Annotated in this window: 14 protein-coding genes; 6 read left to right on the top strand and 8 right to left on the bottom strand. The window is 61.1% G+C overall.

The window, feature by feature from the left end:
• Nucleotides 1-100: 100 nt before the first annotated feature.
• From uvrD to lptM, 7 genes are all read right to left on the bottom strand, one after another.
• Nucleotides 101-2,269, bottom strand: a complete 2,169-nt coding sequence (gene uvrD / locus ABD806_RS11640; RefSeq protein ID WP_344958128.1) for a DNA helicase II — start codon at nt 2,267-2,269, stop codon at nt 101-103.
• Nucleotides 2,270-2,496: 227 nt separating this feature from the next.
• Nucleotides 2,497-3,204, bottom strand: a complete 708-nt coding sequence (locus ABD806_RS11635) for an HAD-IA family hydrolase (RefSeq protein ID WP_344958125.1) — start codon at nt 3,202-3,204, stop codon at nt 2,497-2,499.
• A gap of 75 nt (nt 3,205-3,279) precedes the next feature.
• On the bottom strand, nt 3,280-4,197 hold the full coding sequence (gene xerC, locus ABD806_RS11630; RefSeq protein WP_344958123.1) for a tyrosine recombinase XerC: 918 nt from the start codon (nt 4,195-4,197) through the stop codon (nt 3,280-3,282).
• Nucleotides 4,184-4,864 carry a DUF484 family protein gene (locus ABD806_RS11625; RefSeq protein WP_344958121.1) on the bottom strand — a complete coding sequence of 227 codons (681 nt, stop codon included), beginning with the start codon at nt 4,862-4,864 and terminating at the stop codon, nt 4,184-4,186. Before ABD806_RS11625 ends, xerC begins: the two co-directional genes overlap by 14 nt.
• Complete coding sequence (gene dapF, locus ABD806_RS11620; protein ID WP_344958119.1) at nt 4,861-5,688, bottom strand: diaminopimelate epimerase; 828 nt, start codon at nt 5,686-5,688, stop codon at nt 4,861-4,863. The genes ABD806_RS11625 and dapF overlap by 4 nt, the downstream gene beginning before the upstream one ends.
• Nucleotides 5,689-5,697: 9 nt before the next feature.
• Entirely contained in the window at nt 5,698-6,954 is a 1,257-nt protein-coding gene (gene lysA, locus ABD806_RS11615; protein ID WP_344958117.1) for a diaminopimelate decarboxylase, read from the bottom strand.
• Between the two features lie 11 nt (nt 6,955-6,965).
• Nucleotides 6,966-7,091, bottom strand: coding sequence for an LPS translocon maturation chaperone LptM (gene lptM / locus ABD806_RS11610; protein ID WP_344958115.1), 126 nt, complete (start codon nt 7,089-7,091; stop codon nt 6,966-6,968).
• A gap of 69 nt (nt 7,092-7,160) precedes the next feature.
• Between lptM and cyaY the strand changes: the two genes are divergently transcribed.
• Nucleotides 7,161-7,472: an iron donor protein CyaY gene (gene cyaY, locus ABD806_RS11605; RefSeq protein WP_344958113.1), complete on the top strand. Its 312-nt coding sequence runs from the start codon at nt 7,161-7,163 to the stop codon at nt 7,470-7,472.
• Between the two features lie 87 nt (nt 7,473-7,559).
• Here the strand turns inward: cyaY and ABD806_RS11600 are convergent, their stop codons facing one another.
• Nucleotides 7,560-10,079: a class I adenylate cyclase gene (locus ABD806_RS11600; RefSeq protein ID WP_425583117.1), complete on the bottom strand. Its 2,520-nt coding sequence runs from the start codon at nt 10,077-10,079 to the stop codon at nt 7,560-7,562.
• A 203-nt stretch (nt 10,080-10,282) separates the two neighbouring features.
• Between ABD806_RS11600 and hemC the strand changes: the two genes are divergently transcribed.
• The 5 genes from hemC (at nt 10,283) to mtoX (ending at nt 15,713) form a co-directional block, all read left to right on the top strand.
• Nucleotides 10,283-11,212: a hydroxymethylbilane synthase gene (gene hemC, locus ABD806_RS11595; protein ID WP_344958109.1), complete on the top strand. Its 930-nt coding sequence runs from the start codon at nt 10,283-10,285 to the stop codon at nt 11,210-11,212.
• The gene (locus ABD806_RS11590) at nt 11,209-11,961 is read left to right on the top strand and encodes a uroporphyrinogen-III synthase (protein ID WP_344958107.1); all 753 of its coding nucleotides are present in this window, start codon (nt 11,209-11,211) and stop codon (nt 11,959-11,961) included. The genes hemC and ABD806_RS11590 overlap by 4 nt, the downstream gene beginning before the upstream one ends.
• Complete coding sequence (locus ABD806_RS11585) at nt 11,951-13,048, top strand: uroporphyrinogen-III C-methyltransferase (RefSeq protein ID WP_344958105.1); 1,098 nt, start codon at nt 11,951-11,953, stop codon at nt 13,046-13,048. Before ABD806_RS11590 ends, ABD806_RS11585 begins: the two co-directional genes overlap by 11 nt.
• Before the next feature lie 10 nt (nt 13,049-13,058).
• Nucleotides 13,059-14,240, top strand: coding sequence for a heme biosynthesis HemY N-terminal domain-containing protein (locus ABD806_RS11580; RefSeq protein ID WP_344958103.1), 1,182 nt, complete (start codon nt 13,059-13,061; stop codon nt 14,238-14,240).
• Nucleotides 14,241-14,378: 138 nt separating this feature from the next.
• On the top strand, nt 14,379-15,713 hold the full coding sequence (mtoX, locus tag ABD806_RS11575; RefSeq protein ID WP_344958101.1) for a methanethiol oxidase: 1,335 nt from the start codon (nt 14,379-14,381) through the stop codon (nt 15,711-15,713).
• Nucleotides 15,714-15,734: the final 21 nt, after the last annotated feature.

Below are 15,734 nucleotides of genomic sequence, written 5' to 3'. Positions count from 1 at the left end.
CCTTAGCCGACGCAAACCGACACGCAGCGAAAACGTCACCAGCACCACGCCAAAGCAGCCAGCCCCCAGGAGCTGACCGCTTACAGCTTACGGCTGTCTGTTAAAGCGCTTCCAGTCGGGCATAGGCGGTGACCAGCCATTTGGCGCCGCCGTCGTCGAAATTAACCTGGACCCGGCTCTGGGCGCCGGCGCCTTCGAAGTTGAGCACTATGCCCTCGCCGAACTTAGGATGCGCAACCCGCTGGCCCAGGCGGAAACCGGTCTGGTCGAAGGTCTGCTGCACCCGATCCTGGCTGAAGCGGCCGTTGGGCAGGGCGCGGGTGACCTTGGCCTTGAGCCGGATCTCCTCCAGGCAGCCGCCGGGCAGTTCCCTGATAAAGCGGCTGGGCCGGTGAAACATCTCCCGGCCGTAGAGGCGGCGGCTCTCCGCGTGGCTGATATACAGCTTGCGCATGGCCCGGGTCATGCCCACATAGGCCAACCGCCGTTCTTCCTCCAGCCGCCGGCTTTCTTCCGCCGACTGCTGGCTGGGGAACATGCCTTCCTCCACCCCCACCATGAACACCAGCGGAAATTCCAGGCCCTTGGCCGAGTGCAGCGTCATCAGCTGCACCGCGTCGTCGAACTGGTCCGCCTGGCCCTCGCCCGCCTCCAGCGCCGCGTGGGACAGGAACGCCGACAGCGGCGGCATGTCGTCCTCATCGGACGGGGTGAACTGGCGGGTGGCGCTGACCAGTTCCTCCAGGTTCTCCACCCGGGCCTGGGCCTTTTCACCTTTTTCCGCCTGATACATGGCCTTGAGCCCGGACAGCTCGATCACCCGGTCGGTCTGCACATGCAGGGGCAGTTCGCGGGTGTCGTCCTCCAGCTGGTTGATCAGCGCCAGGAAGCGGCTGACCGCCGAAGCGGCCCGGCCGGCGAGGATTTTTTCCTCCACCAGCGCCCAGGCCGACTGCCACAGGGTCAGCTGCCGGTCCCGGGCCGCATCGCGGATCAGCCCCAGGGTGCGCTCGCCGATGCCGCGGGTGGGGGTATTGACGATACGCTCGAAGGAAGCCTCGTCGCCCCTGTTGTTGATCAGCCGCAGGTAACCCAGGGCATCCTTGATCTCCTGGCGCTCGAAGAAGCGCAGGCCGCCGTAGATACGGTAGGGAATGCGCTCCTGGATCAGCGCCTCTTCCAGCACCCGTGACTGGGCGTTGTTGCGGTAGAGGATGGCGGCTTCGCTCAAGGTGCCGTCCTGCTGCCGCCACTGCTTGATGCGCTCCACCACGAAGCGGGCTTCATCCACCTCGTTGAAGGCGCCATAGAGGGCGATCGGCTCGCCCTCGCTGCCCTCGGTCCACAACTCCTTGCCCATGCGCTCGGCATTGTTGGCGATCAGGGTGTTGGCGGCCTTGAGGATGGTGCCGGTGGAGCGGTAGTTCTGCTCCAGGCGGATGGTCTCCGAGCCGGGGAAGTCGGCCAGGAAGCGGGCAATGTTTTCCACCCGGGCGCCGCGCCAGCCGTAGATGGACTGATCGTCGTCGCCCACTATCATCACCCGTGCGCGATCGCCGGCCAGCATCCGCAACCAGGCGTACTGGATGCTGTTGGTGTCCTGGAATTCGTCCACCAGGATATGGCGGAACCGGTCCTGGTAGTGGGCCAGGATATGGGGCTGCTGCAGCCACAGTTCGTGGGCGCGCAGCAGCAGCTCGGCAAAATCCACCAGCCCGGCCCGGTCGCAGGTGTCCTGATAGACCTGATAGATACGCTGATAGGTTTGTTGCAACGGATCCTTGAGTACCTGGATATCCTTGGGCCGCAGCCCTTCGTCCTTGCGGGCATTGATAAAACCGGCGGCCTGCCGCGGCGGCCACTGTTTCTCGTCCAGGTTCATGCTTTTCAGGATCCGGCGCAGCAGCCGCAGCTGGTCGTCCGAGTCGAGGATCTGAAAGTCCTGGGGCAACTTGGCATCCAGGTGGTGGGCGCGCAGCAGGCGATGGGCCAGGCCATGGAAGGTGCCGAGCCAGAGCCCGAACAGCCGGCCGCCGAGCAGCTGCTCGACCCGCCCGCGCATTTCCGCCGCGGCCTTGTTGGTAAAGGTCACCGCCAGGATCGCCGAGGCCGGCACCTGCTCCACCTGCATCAGCCAGGCGATACGATGCACCAGCACCCGGGTCTTACCGCTGCCGGCGCCGGCCAGCACCAGCATGTTCTGGGCGGGGGCGGCCACCGCGTCCCTTTGCTTGTCGTTCATGCCGTCAAGCAGGCTGGATACATCCATCTTGGCTCCTATTCTTGTTCAATGAGGTGCAATGCCGGATGAGGGACGGAGGGATTGCTTAAGCCGACCGTTGGCGCCAGGGTCGAAAAATGCTCCTGCATTTTTCGACATTTCCGCCATCCATGGCGGTCAGATGGCGCCATCGAGCTTACAAGGATGTATTCACAGCGTGTCGGTGTGTCAACCCTCCGTCCCTCTTGTATCCCGGAATTACAGTATGTCGGCGATTATAACAGCTCCAGCAACTGCTCCAACCGCTCCAGGGTAAGATGGGGCAAACAGCTTAACCCGGCTTCCGACTGATTGGCGTCGTTCAGCCACACCGACTGGCAGCCACTGAGCACGGCACCGGCCACATCCGTGTCCCTGTGGTCGCCGATATGCAGTATCTCCGACAGACTCACCCCGGCCTGCTCGGCCAGTCGCTGGAACATGTCCGGGGCCGGCTTCATCCGGCCGTCTTTACCCGCCTGTAATACCAGCTCAAAATAGGGGGCCAGCTCGGTATGCTCGATCGGCAGATTGCCGTTGGTGATCACCGCCAGCCGGTAGTGCCGGCCCAGGGCGGTGAGCACCTTGTGGGTGGCTTTCGGCACCTGGATCCGGCCACGCACCGCCAGGAAGCCCCGGTAGTATTCTTCCGCCAGCTCTCTAGCCCGGCCGTTAGCTACGCCCTGGCGGCTCAGGCCCTCGGTCAGCACCGCCAGCCGGCAGGCTCCGACATCGTGGGCCAGCTCGGGCCTGCACCGCAGCAGTTGCCGCTTGATGGTCGCCAGGCTGGTCTTGTCGAGCAGGGTGGACTCGGGGTGATCATGCTTGAGCGCATCCAGCAGCCAGCTTTCCGCCGCCGCGATCACCGGCACATTGTCGTACAGGGTGTCGTCCAGATCGAAGCTGACCACCTTGATCGGTGTCAGCCGTTTATAAAAGCGCATGGGGATCTCCCGTAATGATAAAAGATGTCGACCCAAGGGCCAGCCTACGCGCCGTGTCTCTCAGCATCCGGGCCGCTATGAATCTTCATCTTTGCTGCGTTTGGCCCTAGGGTGGGCCTGATCATAGGCCTTGGCCAGGTGCTGAAAATCCAGGTGGGTATAGATCTGGGTAGTGGCCAGATCCGCATGGCCCAGCAGTTCCTGCACCGCCCGCAGATCGCCGCTCGACTCCAGCATATGGGTCGCGAACGAGTGGCGCAGCTTGTGCGGGTGAATATGGCTCGACAGCGCCTGCCTGCTACCCCACTCGGCCAGCCGCAGCTGCACGCTGCGGTGGGAAATACGCCGTTGCTGCTTGCTGACAAACAGCGCCCGCTCCTCGGTGCCGGCGAGGGTGCCACGCACCCCGAGCCATTTTTCCAGCCATTCCAAGGCCATCCTGCCCACCGGCAGTATACGTTGCTTGTTGCCCTTGCCGATCACCCGCACCTGCCGCTCGGCAAACTGGATATCGCCCAAATCCAGCGCCACCAGCTCGGCCAGGCGCAGGCCGGAAGAATACATCAGCTCCATCATGGCCCGATCGCGCAGCGCCAGCGGATCCGACTCGTCGATATTCATCAGTTGATGCAGTTCATCCACATCCAGGTTTTTCGGCAGCGGCCGACCCTGCTTGGGCGCACTCACGCCCTTGGCCGGGTTGGCGGCCAGCAGGCCATGCAGGATCAGCCAGTCGCAGAAGCTGCGTAGCGCGCTCAGTTGAGTGGCGATGGAACGGGGCGCCAGGCCCCGCTTATGCAGGCGGGTGGCCAGCCCCCGCACATGACTGACGGACAGCTGCCGCCAGCCGTCGAGGCCCAGTTCCGCCAGCTGCTCGGCCATGGCGGTGAGGTGCCGCCGATAGCCGTCCCGGGTATGGGGGCTGAGCTGGCGCTCGACCCTCAGGTATTCGACGAAATCGGCAATACCGGCGCTCAGCTCAGGGCCGGTCATCGACCACCAGCCTGGGCAGCAGCAGCGACACCACATCCGCCAGCTGACTGAGGAACAGGGTGTCCTTTTCCGCCCCATAATGCCCCGCATCGACACTGCCGAAGGCCAGCAGCCCCTGCTCTCCCCTGGCGCCCAGCCGCACCAGGGCACAGGAGCTGACCATCGCATCGCCGAACAGCCGCTGCTTTTCGTCTTTGCCGAGCCGGCCCAGATAGATATCCCGGTTGACCAGGCGCTCCCGGTATAACCGCTCCAGCTGCTCGCCGGACAGCACCGAGGGTCCCGGCCGCCAGCGCGGATCGATCACCAGCACGATGGCCGACAACCGCAGCTGCTGGAAGGTGCGGGCCAGCAGCCGTTCCAGCTGGCTCAGGCTGGAGCAGGCGAACAGCCGGGGGAACAGGTCCACATAGACCCGGAAGATACGCTCGTTCTCCCCGGCTACCGTCATCAGCCCGGTGATCTCCTCTTCCAGGGCCTGGATACGCTGACGCTGGCGCTCCAGCCTGGCTTCGACAAGGGAAACGCTGCCCTTCTGCTGGTGGGGCAGCCGAAGCTGTTCCAGCAGCGTGCGGTGACGCAAGAAGAAGTCCGGCCTGTCCCGCAGATAGTCCGCTACCTGCGTTTCATCCAGTTCGGTGTCGTCCAGCAGGGTTCCGTCACTCATAGGTTGAGTTGTCCATCGAAGACATGTTCGGCCGGACCCGTCATATAGACGGGCTTGCCCGGGCCTTTCCAGGAGATAGTCAGGGTGCCGCCCGGCAGATGGACCTGCACCCGCTCCGCCAACTTGCCCCAGCTAATGCCCATCACGGCGGCGGCGCAGGCGCCGGTGCCGCAGGCCAGGGTTTCACCTGCGCCACGCTCGAAGACCCGAAGCCGGGCTTCCTTGGCATTGACTATCTGCATAAAGCCGACGTTCACCCGCTCCGGGAACCGTTCATGGCTTTCCAGCTCGGCACCCAGGGTTTCAACCGGTGCCGTATTCACATCATCGACTTCCAGCACACAGTGAGGGTTGCCCATGGATACGGCGCCACACATCAGAGTCTGCTCCCGGGTCCGCACCAGGTAGGTTTTTTCCGCCTTCTGCGCCTTGAAGGGGATATTGGCCGGCTCGAACTCCGGCACCCCCATGTTGACGGTGACCTGGTTGTCATTCTCCAGCTGCAGCACTATGGTGCCCTTCTGGGTGCTGACCCTGATCCTGTCCTTGTTGGTCAGGCCCTTGAGCCGCACGAAACGGGCGAAGCAACGGGCACCGTTGCCGCATTGCTCCACCTCGGAGCCGTCGGCGTTGAAAATGCGGTAATGAAAATCCAGCTCGGGATCATAAGGGGGCTCGACCAGCAGCAACTGATCGAAGCCGATACCAAAATGACGATCCGCCAGCTGGCGGATCACCTCGGGGTTAAAAAACACCTTCTGGGTCACCCCGTCCACCACCATGAAATCGTTGCCCAGGCCGTGCATCTTGGAGAAATGGATCACAACAACCTCTTATGCGTCGGGCAACAGGGTTTCGCCCTGCCACAGATCGGCCAGCTGTTCCCGTTCACGCACCACATAGGCCTGGTCACCATCCACCATGATCTCGGCGGCACGGGGACGGCTGTTGTAGTTGGACGCCATCACAAAGCCATAGGCACCGGCCGAGCGGACCGCCAGCAGATCGCCTTCGGCGATGGCCAGTTCCCTGTCCTTGCCAATGAAGTCGCCGGTTTCACACACGGGACCGACCACATCATAGACCGCCGCCTCGCGCTGCAGGTTCAGATCGGTGGGGATGATCGCCTGCCAGGCACTGTAAAGGGCCGGGCGGATCAAATCGTTCATGGCCGCGTCGACGATGGCAAAGTTCTTGGCTTCGCTGGGCTTCAGATGCTCCACCCGGGTCAGCAACACGCCGGCGTTGGCGGCGATGGCCCGGCCCGGTTCAAACACCAGGGTCAGATCGCGATTGCTGAGCCGGGCTTTCAGCTGCTCCGCATAGCGGCTAGGCTCGGGCGGCGCCTCCTGATCGTATTTCACGCCCAGGCCTCCGCCCACATCCAGATGACGGATATGAATGCCTTCAGCGGCCAGGCTGTCGATCAACAGCAGTAACTTGTCGACCGCCTCCAGGAAGGGGGACAGCTCAGTCAGCTGGGAGCCGATATGGCAGTCCACGCCACTGACATTGAGGTTCGGCAGGGCGGCCGCCTGGCGGTAAATGTCCAGGGCCTGTTCGATGGGAATACCGAACTTGTTCTCTTTCAGCCCGGTGGAAATATAGGGATGGGTACCGGCGTCGATATTCGGGTTGACCCGGATGGAGATCGGTGCCTGACGGCCCAGCTCGCCGGCCACCTGGTTGATGCGCTCCAGCTCCGCCACCGATTCGACATTAAAGCAGAAGATCTCCTGCTCCAGGGCGAACTGGATTTCGTCGACCCGCTTGCCCACGCCGGAGAACACCACCTTGCGGGGATCGCCGCCAGCGGCGATTACCCGGCACAGTTCTCCCTTGGAGACGATATCGAAGCCAGACCCCAGGCGCGCCAGCACGTTGAGCACCGCCAGGTTGGAGTTGGCCTTGACCGCATAACAGATCAGATGCTCGACCTCACCGGCCGCCTGATCGAAGGCGTGCCAGTGGCGCTCCAGGGTGGCCCGGGAATAGACATACAAGGGAGTGCCGTGTTGTTCGGCCAGACGGGCGAGTTCGCAGGCTTCACCGTAGAGGTGGCCGTTATCCTGATAATTAAAGTAATCCAAGGTTCTTCCCTTTAAGGTTGCGCAACCTGAGTGCTGTTCTGTTCGGCCTGAGGCAGGGTCAGGGGGCCTTTGAGGCCGCAGCCCGCCAGGGTCAGTGCCAGGGCAGCGAGAACGGTCAGCTTGATTTTGTGCATCATATGACTGTGAATATGGTTCCAGGCTCTTATAATCGCATTCAGATTCTCAAAAGCAATAGGAAGCGGGCGATGAACGACAGTGAATTCCATGCCTTGGCGGACGCCATTTATCAGCATATAGAAGAATGCATCGATCACAGCGGGGTCGATATCGATTGCGAAACCATCGGCGGGGTAATGAACCTGACCTTCGAGAACGGCGTCAAGTTTGTGCTCAACCGCCAGGAGCCCCTGCACCAGATCTGGCTGGCCACCCGGGAAAACGGCCACCACTTCGCCTATCAGGAGGGTCGCTGGATAGATAACCGCCAGGGCCATGAGCTGATGGCCTGGCTGACCCTGCAGGCACAACGCCAGGGTGGCACCGAAATAGCCTTTTAATAATGGCGGGCGTCTCGCCCTGTACAAGCCTACGCCTGCACGCGAGGGCTAGGCAAAGCGCAGCGATTCACTTGCCGGGGCGGCCCCTCAGCCGGTACAGGCCCGGGTGCTGTCCTTATCTTCCTTGATACTGCGATAGGGTAATACCTGCACCTGGCCATCTTCCCCGGCCACGATTTCGTAATACTGGGGCAGGTTGAAGTTGGCGAAGTTGCCGGCGGGAGGCTGGTGCTCGTGATTGGAGGTATAGAAGCGGTTGATGCTTTGCACCAGCTCGTCCTTGCTGCCGAACACATCCGGGTACACTTCGATACGGTTGGTTTCATCCAGAATATAGAGGTTGAAGCCTTCCTGCGTATCTTCAAAGAAAAACTGCATCAGGCCTTCGCTGGCATAGGCATCGACAATATCCGGCACCGTCCTGTCCTCGGTTTTGTCCAGGCGCAGGGCGTGGCGGTGTTGTTTCTGGGCGGACAGCTGGTTGTAGAAATCCACCGCATTTTCCATCTTCTGCACGCTGACACCGCGACGTTCGAAGAAGATGCCGTACTTTTCCCTGCCCAGCACCAGGGTCTTGATGGCGCTGTCCTGCTGGCGGGCCAGCCGCAACTTGACGCTTTCCTTCACCAGCTGTTCGAAACGGGTACGCAGCAAGCTGCGGAAATGCCGGCTGTAGCAGAAGACATTCAGGCTTTCCGGGCCGCTGGCATCCTGATGCATCTTGCCGAGTATGGTGGTCAAGGCATCCACCACCGCCGTCGGCCCGCTGAAATGCAGGGTGCGAATCTCATCCCAGGAGTTGCGGTACAGGATATCCACCGAGCCCACCAGGTTTTCCAGCTGCTGGCCAAAGCTAAAGGGATCGCTGGTCTCGGCGCTGAATTCGATGGCCTTGCCCTGCCAGCAACTGGTGGGATCGACTTCCAGGTTGAGGAAGATGCCCAGGTTACGCACCTCGCAGGGGCGGCTCAGGGCCAGGTTGGTCGGGGCGGGACAACGCACCGGAAAGGTTTGCGCCAGATCGCGGCAAAATTCCCGCAGATGCTGATGGATCACATCAGAACCCTGATTGAACAGGTGCACCCGGGTGGCCGGCACCAGCAGGCCGTTAAAATGCGCCCAGGCCACCAGCTTGCTGATGTAGGTGTTGTATTCCAGGGGGCTGCGGCCGATGATCTCGCCCGGGCTCAGGCCGTATTTATACAGATACCAGCCGGCCTTGTTGACCTTGCCTTCCGGCACCTGCACCAGGCTGATGTCGGCCTCGCTCAAGTTGGGGGCTATCTTGAGGTTGATCAGCCGCACCTTGCCTGGCAGGTTCTCGAACGCCGCGTACAGCTTGCGCGACAATATGCCGATATCCTCCGGGTTGATGGACTCGCTGATGTTGTTGCGCCGGGCGAACTGGATCAGGTTACGATAGCTGTGCATCAGGGCATCGAGCAGCTCACCGTAGGCGGCTTTCACTTCTTCCACCCGCCAGTTGGCCCTGTTGTTCAGGTAGGCGAGCTTGTCTGCCGACCAGCCCCATTCCGCCACCAAGCGGTTGATCAGCTGCTGTCGCCAGCCATATTGTTCGTCATCACCGTGGGTCAGGTGCAGCCCTTCGGAGACCTTGAGATAGAAACAACGCCGCACCAGATCGAGCCGGGCGCTGTCACCGATAGATCCCAGGTAGTCGGTGACCTTTTTCAGCATCAGCATATAGTGATCCTGACGCTCGTCCAGCTGCTCGGCGGTCTGAAAATGCCCCTTCAGGTGGCGGCACAGCAACTGGGTATCCGGGTATTCATGGGAATAGGCCTCCATCAGCACGGTTTTCAGTACCGCCTTATAGGGAGAGTCTATGCCCTTGTACAGCTGCCACAGGGCGGCGCCGAAATATTCCTCGGCCGGGATGCGGGCAAAGCCCCCCAGATCCAGCCATTCATCGCTGTTCAGGGTGCCGTTGGCAAACTGCTCGGCCACAAACTTGTCGTAGTTGGGCCCCAGCTTGCCCGGGGCAAACATCCACACCAGCTTCTTGCCGGCGATGCGCAGGTGGCTGCGATAAAACTCGTCCAGCAGCAGCAGGTGCTGGGCGCTGCCGCAGCTTTCGCCCTCGACCCATTGCTGGTTGTCGGTGCGGAATTTATTGTCGGGAATAAGAAACAGGTTCAGTTCAACCTGGCGTTGCTCTGCCCACTTGGAAATCAACAGACATTTTTGCTGCAACAATTCGACCCGTTCGGCGGGCAGTTGGTGGGAATAACATACCCAGACATCCAGATCCGAATGCCGGCACTGACCGACGGAAGAGGTGCTGCCCATCGAATAGAGGCCGAAGATTTCAGGGCTCTCGTCGTGCAGTCCCTGGCAGCCATTAGCCGCCAGGCACAACTCATCGATAAATTCCCGCTGCCGCCGGTTGGGGAGGAAATGACAGACACCTGCAGGCACCTTGCCCGGAACAAAGCCCGGTAACAACGGATGATGATAATGCAGCAACACGGGCAGCAGCTGAAAGACCTGCTGTCCATGACGGCTCATAACGGCGAGCGCCCGAGCCTGTTTTTGCTGATTAAACTGTTCGCATCGCTCAACGAGTCGATGAAAATTCTCGTGCAAGGAAAGGGCCTTCGGTTGACCGACAACGACCTTACAGGTCAAAAGTGTGATCATGGTAACAATTAGCCAAGGAATGAACAACATGTTAGATGACACATTCATGCAACATATTGACGTTCAACAAATCCGTGCACCTTTCTTCCCTGAAATCGGCTGTCAAGGGTGATAATATCGGGACATCGAGGACCAACACAGAGACGCACATGGCCAGTCGTATTATCCGCATCGCCACCCGCAAAAGTCTGCTTGCCCTGTGGCAGGCCAACCATGTCAAGGCACGCCTGGAGGCACTCCATTCCCATATCCAGGTTGAACTGGTACCCATGACCACCAAGGGCGATGTGCTGCTCGACACCCCCCTGTCAAAGGTCGGCGGCAAGGGCCTGTTCGTCAAGGAACTGGAAGTGGCCATGCTGGAAGGCCGCGCCGACATCGCCGTTCATTCCATGAAGGATGTGCCGGTGGAGTTCCCCCAGGGCCTGGGGCTCTCGGTCATCTGTGAACGGGAAGATCCCCGGGATGCCTTTGTTTCCAATGATTATGCCAGCCTGGAGGAGCTGCCCGCCGGGGCCGTGGTCGGCACCGCCAGCCTGCGCCGGGAATGTCAGATCCGTGCCCGCCGTCCGGATCTGGTGGTCAAGACCCTGCGCGGCAATGTCCAGACCCGGCTGCGCAAGCTGGATGAGGGCGAATACCACGCCATTATCCTGGCGGCGGCCGGCCTGAAACGGCTGGCGCTGGAAGAGCGCATCAAGGTGCTGATGAGCCCGGAGGAAAGCCTGCCCGCCAATGGCCAGGGCGCCGTCGGCATCGAATGCCGTCTGGATGACCGGGAACTGCTGGACCTGCTCGCCCCCCTGGACCACCCACCTACCCGTTTGCGGGTGCTGGCCGAACGGGCCATGAATCACGGCCTGGAAGGCGGCTGCCAGGTACCGATCGGTGCCTATGCCGAGCTGGAGGGCGATCAGCTGTGGTTGCGGGGCCTGGTGGGCCGGCCGGACGGCAGCCAGATTATCTATGATGAAATTCGCGGACCGGCCGACACCGGCGAACAGCTGGGCCAGACCCTGGCCAGGCAGCTGCTGGCCCAGGGTGCCGACCGGATACTGGACGAGATCTATCAGGCATGATCCCCCTGGTCGTCCGGCCCGAGCCCCAGGCCGAAGCCCTGCGGCGGCAGCTGGCGGCGGCGGGCCATCAGCCTTTGGTCTGCCCGTTGCTCGACTTTGCCGCCGGCCGGGATGTTTCCCGGCTGGGTCCGGCACTGGCGTTATGCGGCCCCCTGGATTATGTGATAGCGGTCAGCGTACAGGCGGTGACTTTTGCCGATAATGCCTTGAAAAGCCAAAAGTTACCCTGGCCGGACAGCCATTATATCGCGGTCGGCGAGGCCACGGCTCAGGCCTTTGCCGCTATCGGCATCCATAAGGTCAGCGTGCCCGACGATCCTCGTTCAGAGGGCATTATCGCCCTGCCCGAACTGCAACAGCCGTCCGGCAGCCAGGTGGTGATCCTGCGCGGTGATGGCGGTCGTGATCTGATAGCCCCTACCCTCGGCGCCCGGGGAGCCCGGGTAAGCTATTGCGAGGTCTATCGCCGCCAATATCGAGCGGATCCCGGCGGAGCGCTGGTGAAAGGTTGGCAGAGGCAGGGTGTCGACAGTATTATCATCACCAGTGGCGGATTGCTGAACCATCTTTTTCAGCTGGCTGCCACCCGTGCAAAGGACTGGCTGCTTAGCCGTTTGTTGATAGTACCCAGTGAGCGGGTGGCCCAAGAAGCCAAGACACTGGGATTCACTCTGGTCATCAATGCAGAAGGTGCATCCAACCAAGCGCTGCTACAGGCGCTGGATGAGAGGAAAAGGAATGACAAATAATAACCAAGATAAGCAAGCGAAACCCGTGACGAGCAGCGCCAACGCCGTGCCTGATACGGCCACCGGAAAGCCGGTCGAGCCGGCGGCAACCCAGCCCCAGGCCAAAGAGAAAACATCCTCTTCCTCCGCCATCATCCTGGCCGTCATCGCCATCGTGCTGGCCATACTGCTGACCGCCGGGCTTTATTGGCACGGTCACAATCAAACCGTCGCCCAGGCGGCACAACTGGCCAAGCTGGAGGCCGAACTCAATCGCCAACAAGGCGAGCAGGCCGCCCTGCAGTCCCACTTGGGCAAGCTGGACAGCAGCCAGGCCAGTGCCGACGAACAACTGGCCGGCCTGTCCCGCAAACTCCTGGCTCTGGACAACAAGCGGCCCAGCGACTGGATGCTGGCCGAAGCCGAATACCTGGTGCGGATGGCCGGTCGTAAACTCTGGCTGGAGCAGGATGTGGTCGCCGCCGCCATGATGCTGGCCAATGCCGACGAGCGCCTCGCCGCCCTCAACGACCCCGGACTGGTGTCGGTACGCCAGGCCCTGGCCCAGGATATCGCCAGCATCAAGTCGCTGAGAAAGGTCGACCGGGACGGCCTGGTTATCAAGCTGAACACCATCAACGACCAGGTCGATAAGCTCAAGCTGACCGGCATCGTCATGGCCCAGGCAGCCGAGCCCGATCATACCCTGTCCGAATCGGTCACCGACTGGAAGGAAAACCTCAAGAAAAGCTGGGCCGGTTTCAGCGAAAACTTCGTCACCGTGCGCCGTCGGGACGGCAAGGTGGAAGCCCTGATTTCGCCCCAGCAGCACTGGTACCTAGCTGAAAACCTCAAGGGCAAGCTGCTGCAGGCGCAACTGGCGGTCTACCGTGAACAGCAGGCGGTGTTCGACAGCTCCCTGGCCCAGGCCAGCGAATGGCTGACCAACTACTATGCCGACGACAGCGTACGCCAGTTTATGCTCGAGCAAATTGAACAGCTGCGTGGCCAGCAGATCGATGTCGATTATCCCGAGCAGTTCAGCGCCCAGGATCGGCTGCAACAGCTGCTGGATGACCGGCTGCAACGCCTGTTAACCGGTTTATAAGGGGGAGACCATGATACGCCTTGCCATTATTGTCGCCTTCCTGGCCGCCGGCCTGATCATAGGCCCGGATATCGCCGGTCGTCAGGGCTATGTGCTGATCGCCGCCGGTCAATACACCATCGAATCGACCGTGACCGTGCTGCTGATTTCGGCCGTGCTGTTTTACCTGCTGCTGCTGTTTCTGGAGTGGCTGCTAGGCCGGGTTTTCGGCCTGAGCCATCGCACCCGCGGCTGGTTTATCGGCCGGCGCCGTCGCAAGGCGCTGAATTTCACCCAGACCGGCATGCAGGCCCTGGTGGCCGAAGACTACGCCACCGCCGAGAAAATGCTGGTCAAGGGCACCAAAGGTAATGAACTGGCCCTACTCAACTACCTGAATGCCGCCGCCGCCGCCCAGGCCCAGGGTAATAACAGCAAGCGGGATGATTACCTGCGCCAGGCCCATGAACAAAGCCCGGACGCCAGCCTGGCGGTGGGCATTACCCAGGCCAAACTGCAGATGCAGCAGGGTCAGTTTGAGCAGGCCCTGGCCGGTCTGGAGCAGCTGGAACAGGATCACGGCACCCAGCCCGCCCTCCTCAAGCTGCAGAAAGAGGTCTACCTGGCCCTGGGCGAATGGGAAAAGCTGCTGGCCATCCTCGACAACCTGGACAGCAAGCAGTTGATCCAGGCCGACGAAAAACAGCGCCTGCAACAGCAGGCCTACGCCGGCTGGTTTGACAACACCGCCCGACGGGACGGCAGCGAAGGCCTGCTCGGCGCCTGGCAGGGGCTGGCCCGCAAACAGAAATACCAGCCCGACATCCTGGTTCCCCTGTGTGACCGGCTGATCCATCTGAAGGCGCATAAGGAAGCTCAGCAATTGCTGCTGGATGGTATGGATAAAAGTGCCGACAACCGCCTGCTGGCATGCATGACCCAGCTGCAGCTGAGCGACTACCATCCCCTGTTGAACAAGCTGGAAAAACGGGCCAAACAGGAAAACAGTCATCAGCTGCACTCGGTACTGGGCCAGCTGTATCTGAAGGACAACCAGCCAAAAGAGGCCGAGGAGCACCTGCAGAAGGCGGTGGCCCTCAAACCCGAGGCCCGGGATTATGTGCTGCTGGCCGGCCTAGCCGAACAACGCAAGGACCTGGCCAAGGCCAACGACTACTACCGGCACAGCCTGGCGCTGGCGCCACAAGCCTGAATATAAGGGAGCTTCGGCTCCCTTTTTATTGCTCCCCTTTGTGCCCACCTTGCCCGGTTGCTCTCCCTGGTATGGCTTCCTATCCTTTTAGGAGTGGCCGAGTCCGCCCGGATTCAACGCCAGCAAGGAGTAACCCCAATGAAAACGCCAGCTATCCCCTTAAGCCTACTGACACTCGTCCTGATGGCCGCCTTGGTCGCCCCGGCTCCCGTTGCTGCCGATGAAACCTGTAACTCCCCGTACACGGCACCCCTTATCAAGGGCCAGGAAGACTATATCCATGTCTGGACACTGGGCGTCAAAGGCCTGGGGGACGAGTCGGATAAACTCGTTACCGTGGACGTCAACCCCCAATCCGGGGACTACGGCAAGGTCATTGATTCCGTCTCGGTCGGTGGCCGCGGCGAGGCGCACCATGCCGGCTTCACCGACGACCGTAAATATCTGTGGGCGGGACGCCTGGACGACAACAAGATCTTTATTTTCGATATCGGCACGGATCCGGCGAAGCCCAAGCTGATCAGGACGATCTCGGATTTTTCCGATAAAACCGGCTTTGTCGGCCCGCACACCTTCTACGCGCTGCCGGGAAGGATAATGGTACAGGCGCTGTCAAACACCTCGGATCACGGCGGCCGCACCGGCCTGGTGATCTACAACAACAAGGGGGACTTTGTCGCCCAATACGATATGCCCACCGGCCAGTACGGCGAGGTGATGGCCGATGGCTACGGTTATGACATAGGCATCAACCCACAGAAGAATGTCCTGCTGACCTCCAGCTTTACTGGCTGGAACAACTATATGATGGATTTCGGCAAGCTGGTGCAGGATCCGGAGGCGATGAAGCACTTCGGCAATACCATGGTGATGTGGGATCTGAAAGCGATGACGCCACACAAGGTCATGAGTGTGCCCGGGGCGCCGCTGGAAATCCGCTGGTCGTTGCAAGAGGGGGATAACTGGGCACTGAGCGCAGCCGCGCTGACCTCCAAGCTAGTGCTGATCAGGCAGGACGAGGGCGGGGAATGGCAGGCGCGGGAAGTCGCCACCATCGGTGATCCGGCCCAGGTGCCGCTACCGGTGGATATTTCCATTACGGCCGATGCCAAGGGCCTGTGGGTCAATACCTTTATGGACGGCAAGACCCGCTACTTCGACATCTCCAACCCACAAGCACCGGTCCAGGTTTATGAGAAGGTGATCGGTGCCCAGGTCAATATGGTGAGTCAGAGCTGGGATGGCAAGCGGGTCTATTTCACCAGCAGCCTGCTGGCGAACTGGGACAAACAGGATGACGACAACGAGCAATTCCTTAAGCTGTTCCACTGGGACGGCAAGGAGTTGACTGAACAATTTGCGCTCGACTTCAACAAACTGCAGCTCGGCCGCGCCCATCATATGAAATTCTCGGCCAAGCCGGCACAGACGGCGGCGCTGGCCGAGACCGTCGGTCTGACACGGCACGACTGAGCCCATGGCCAGGCACCAAGC

The organism is Zobellella aerophila (assembly GCF_039539325.1).
Classification (GTDB): Bacteria; Pseudomonadota; Gammaproteobacteria; order Enterobacterales; family Aeromonadaceae; genus Oceanimonas; species Oceanimonas aerophila.
The sequence above is the reverse complement of the archived record's forward strand: the minus strand, read 5'-3'. Positions and strand labels throughout refer to the sequence as shown.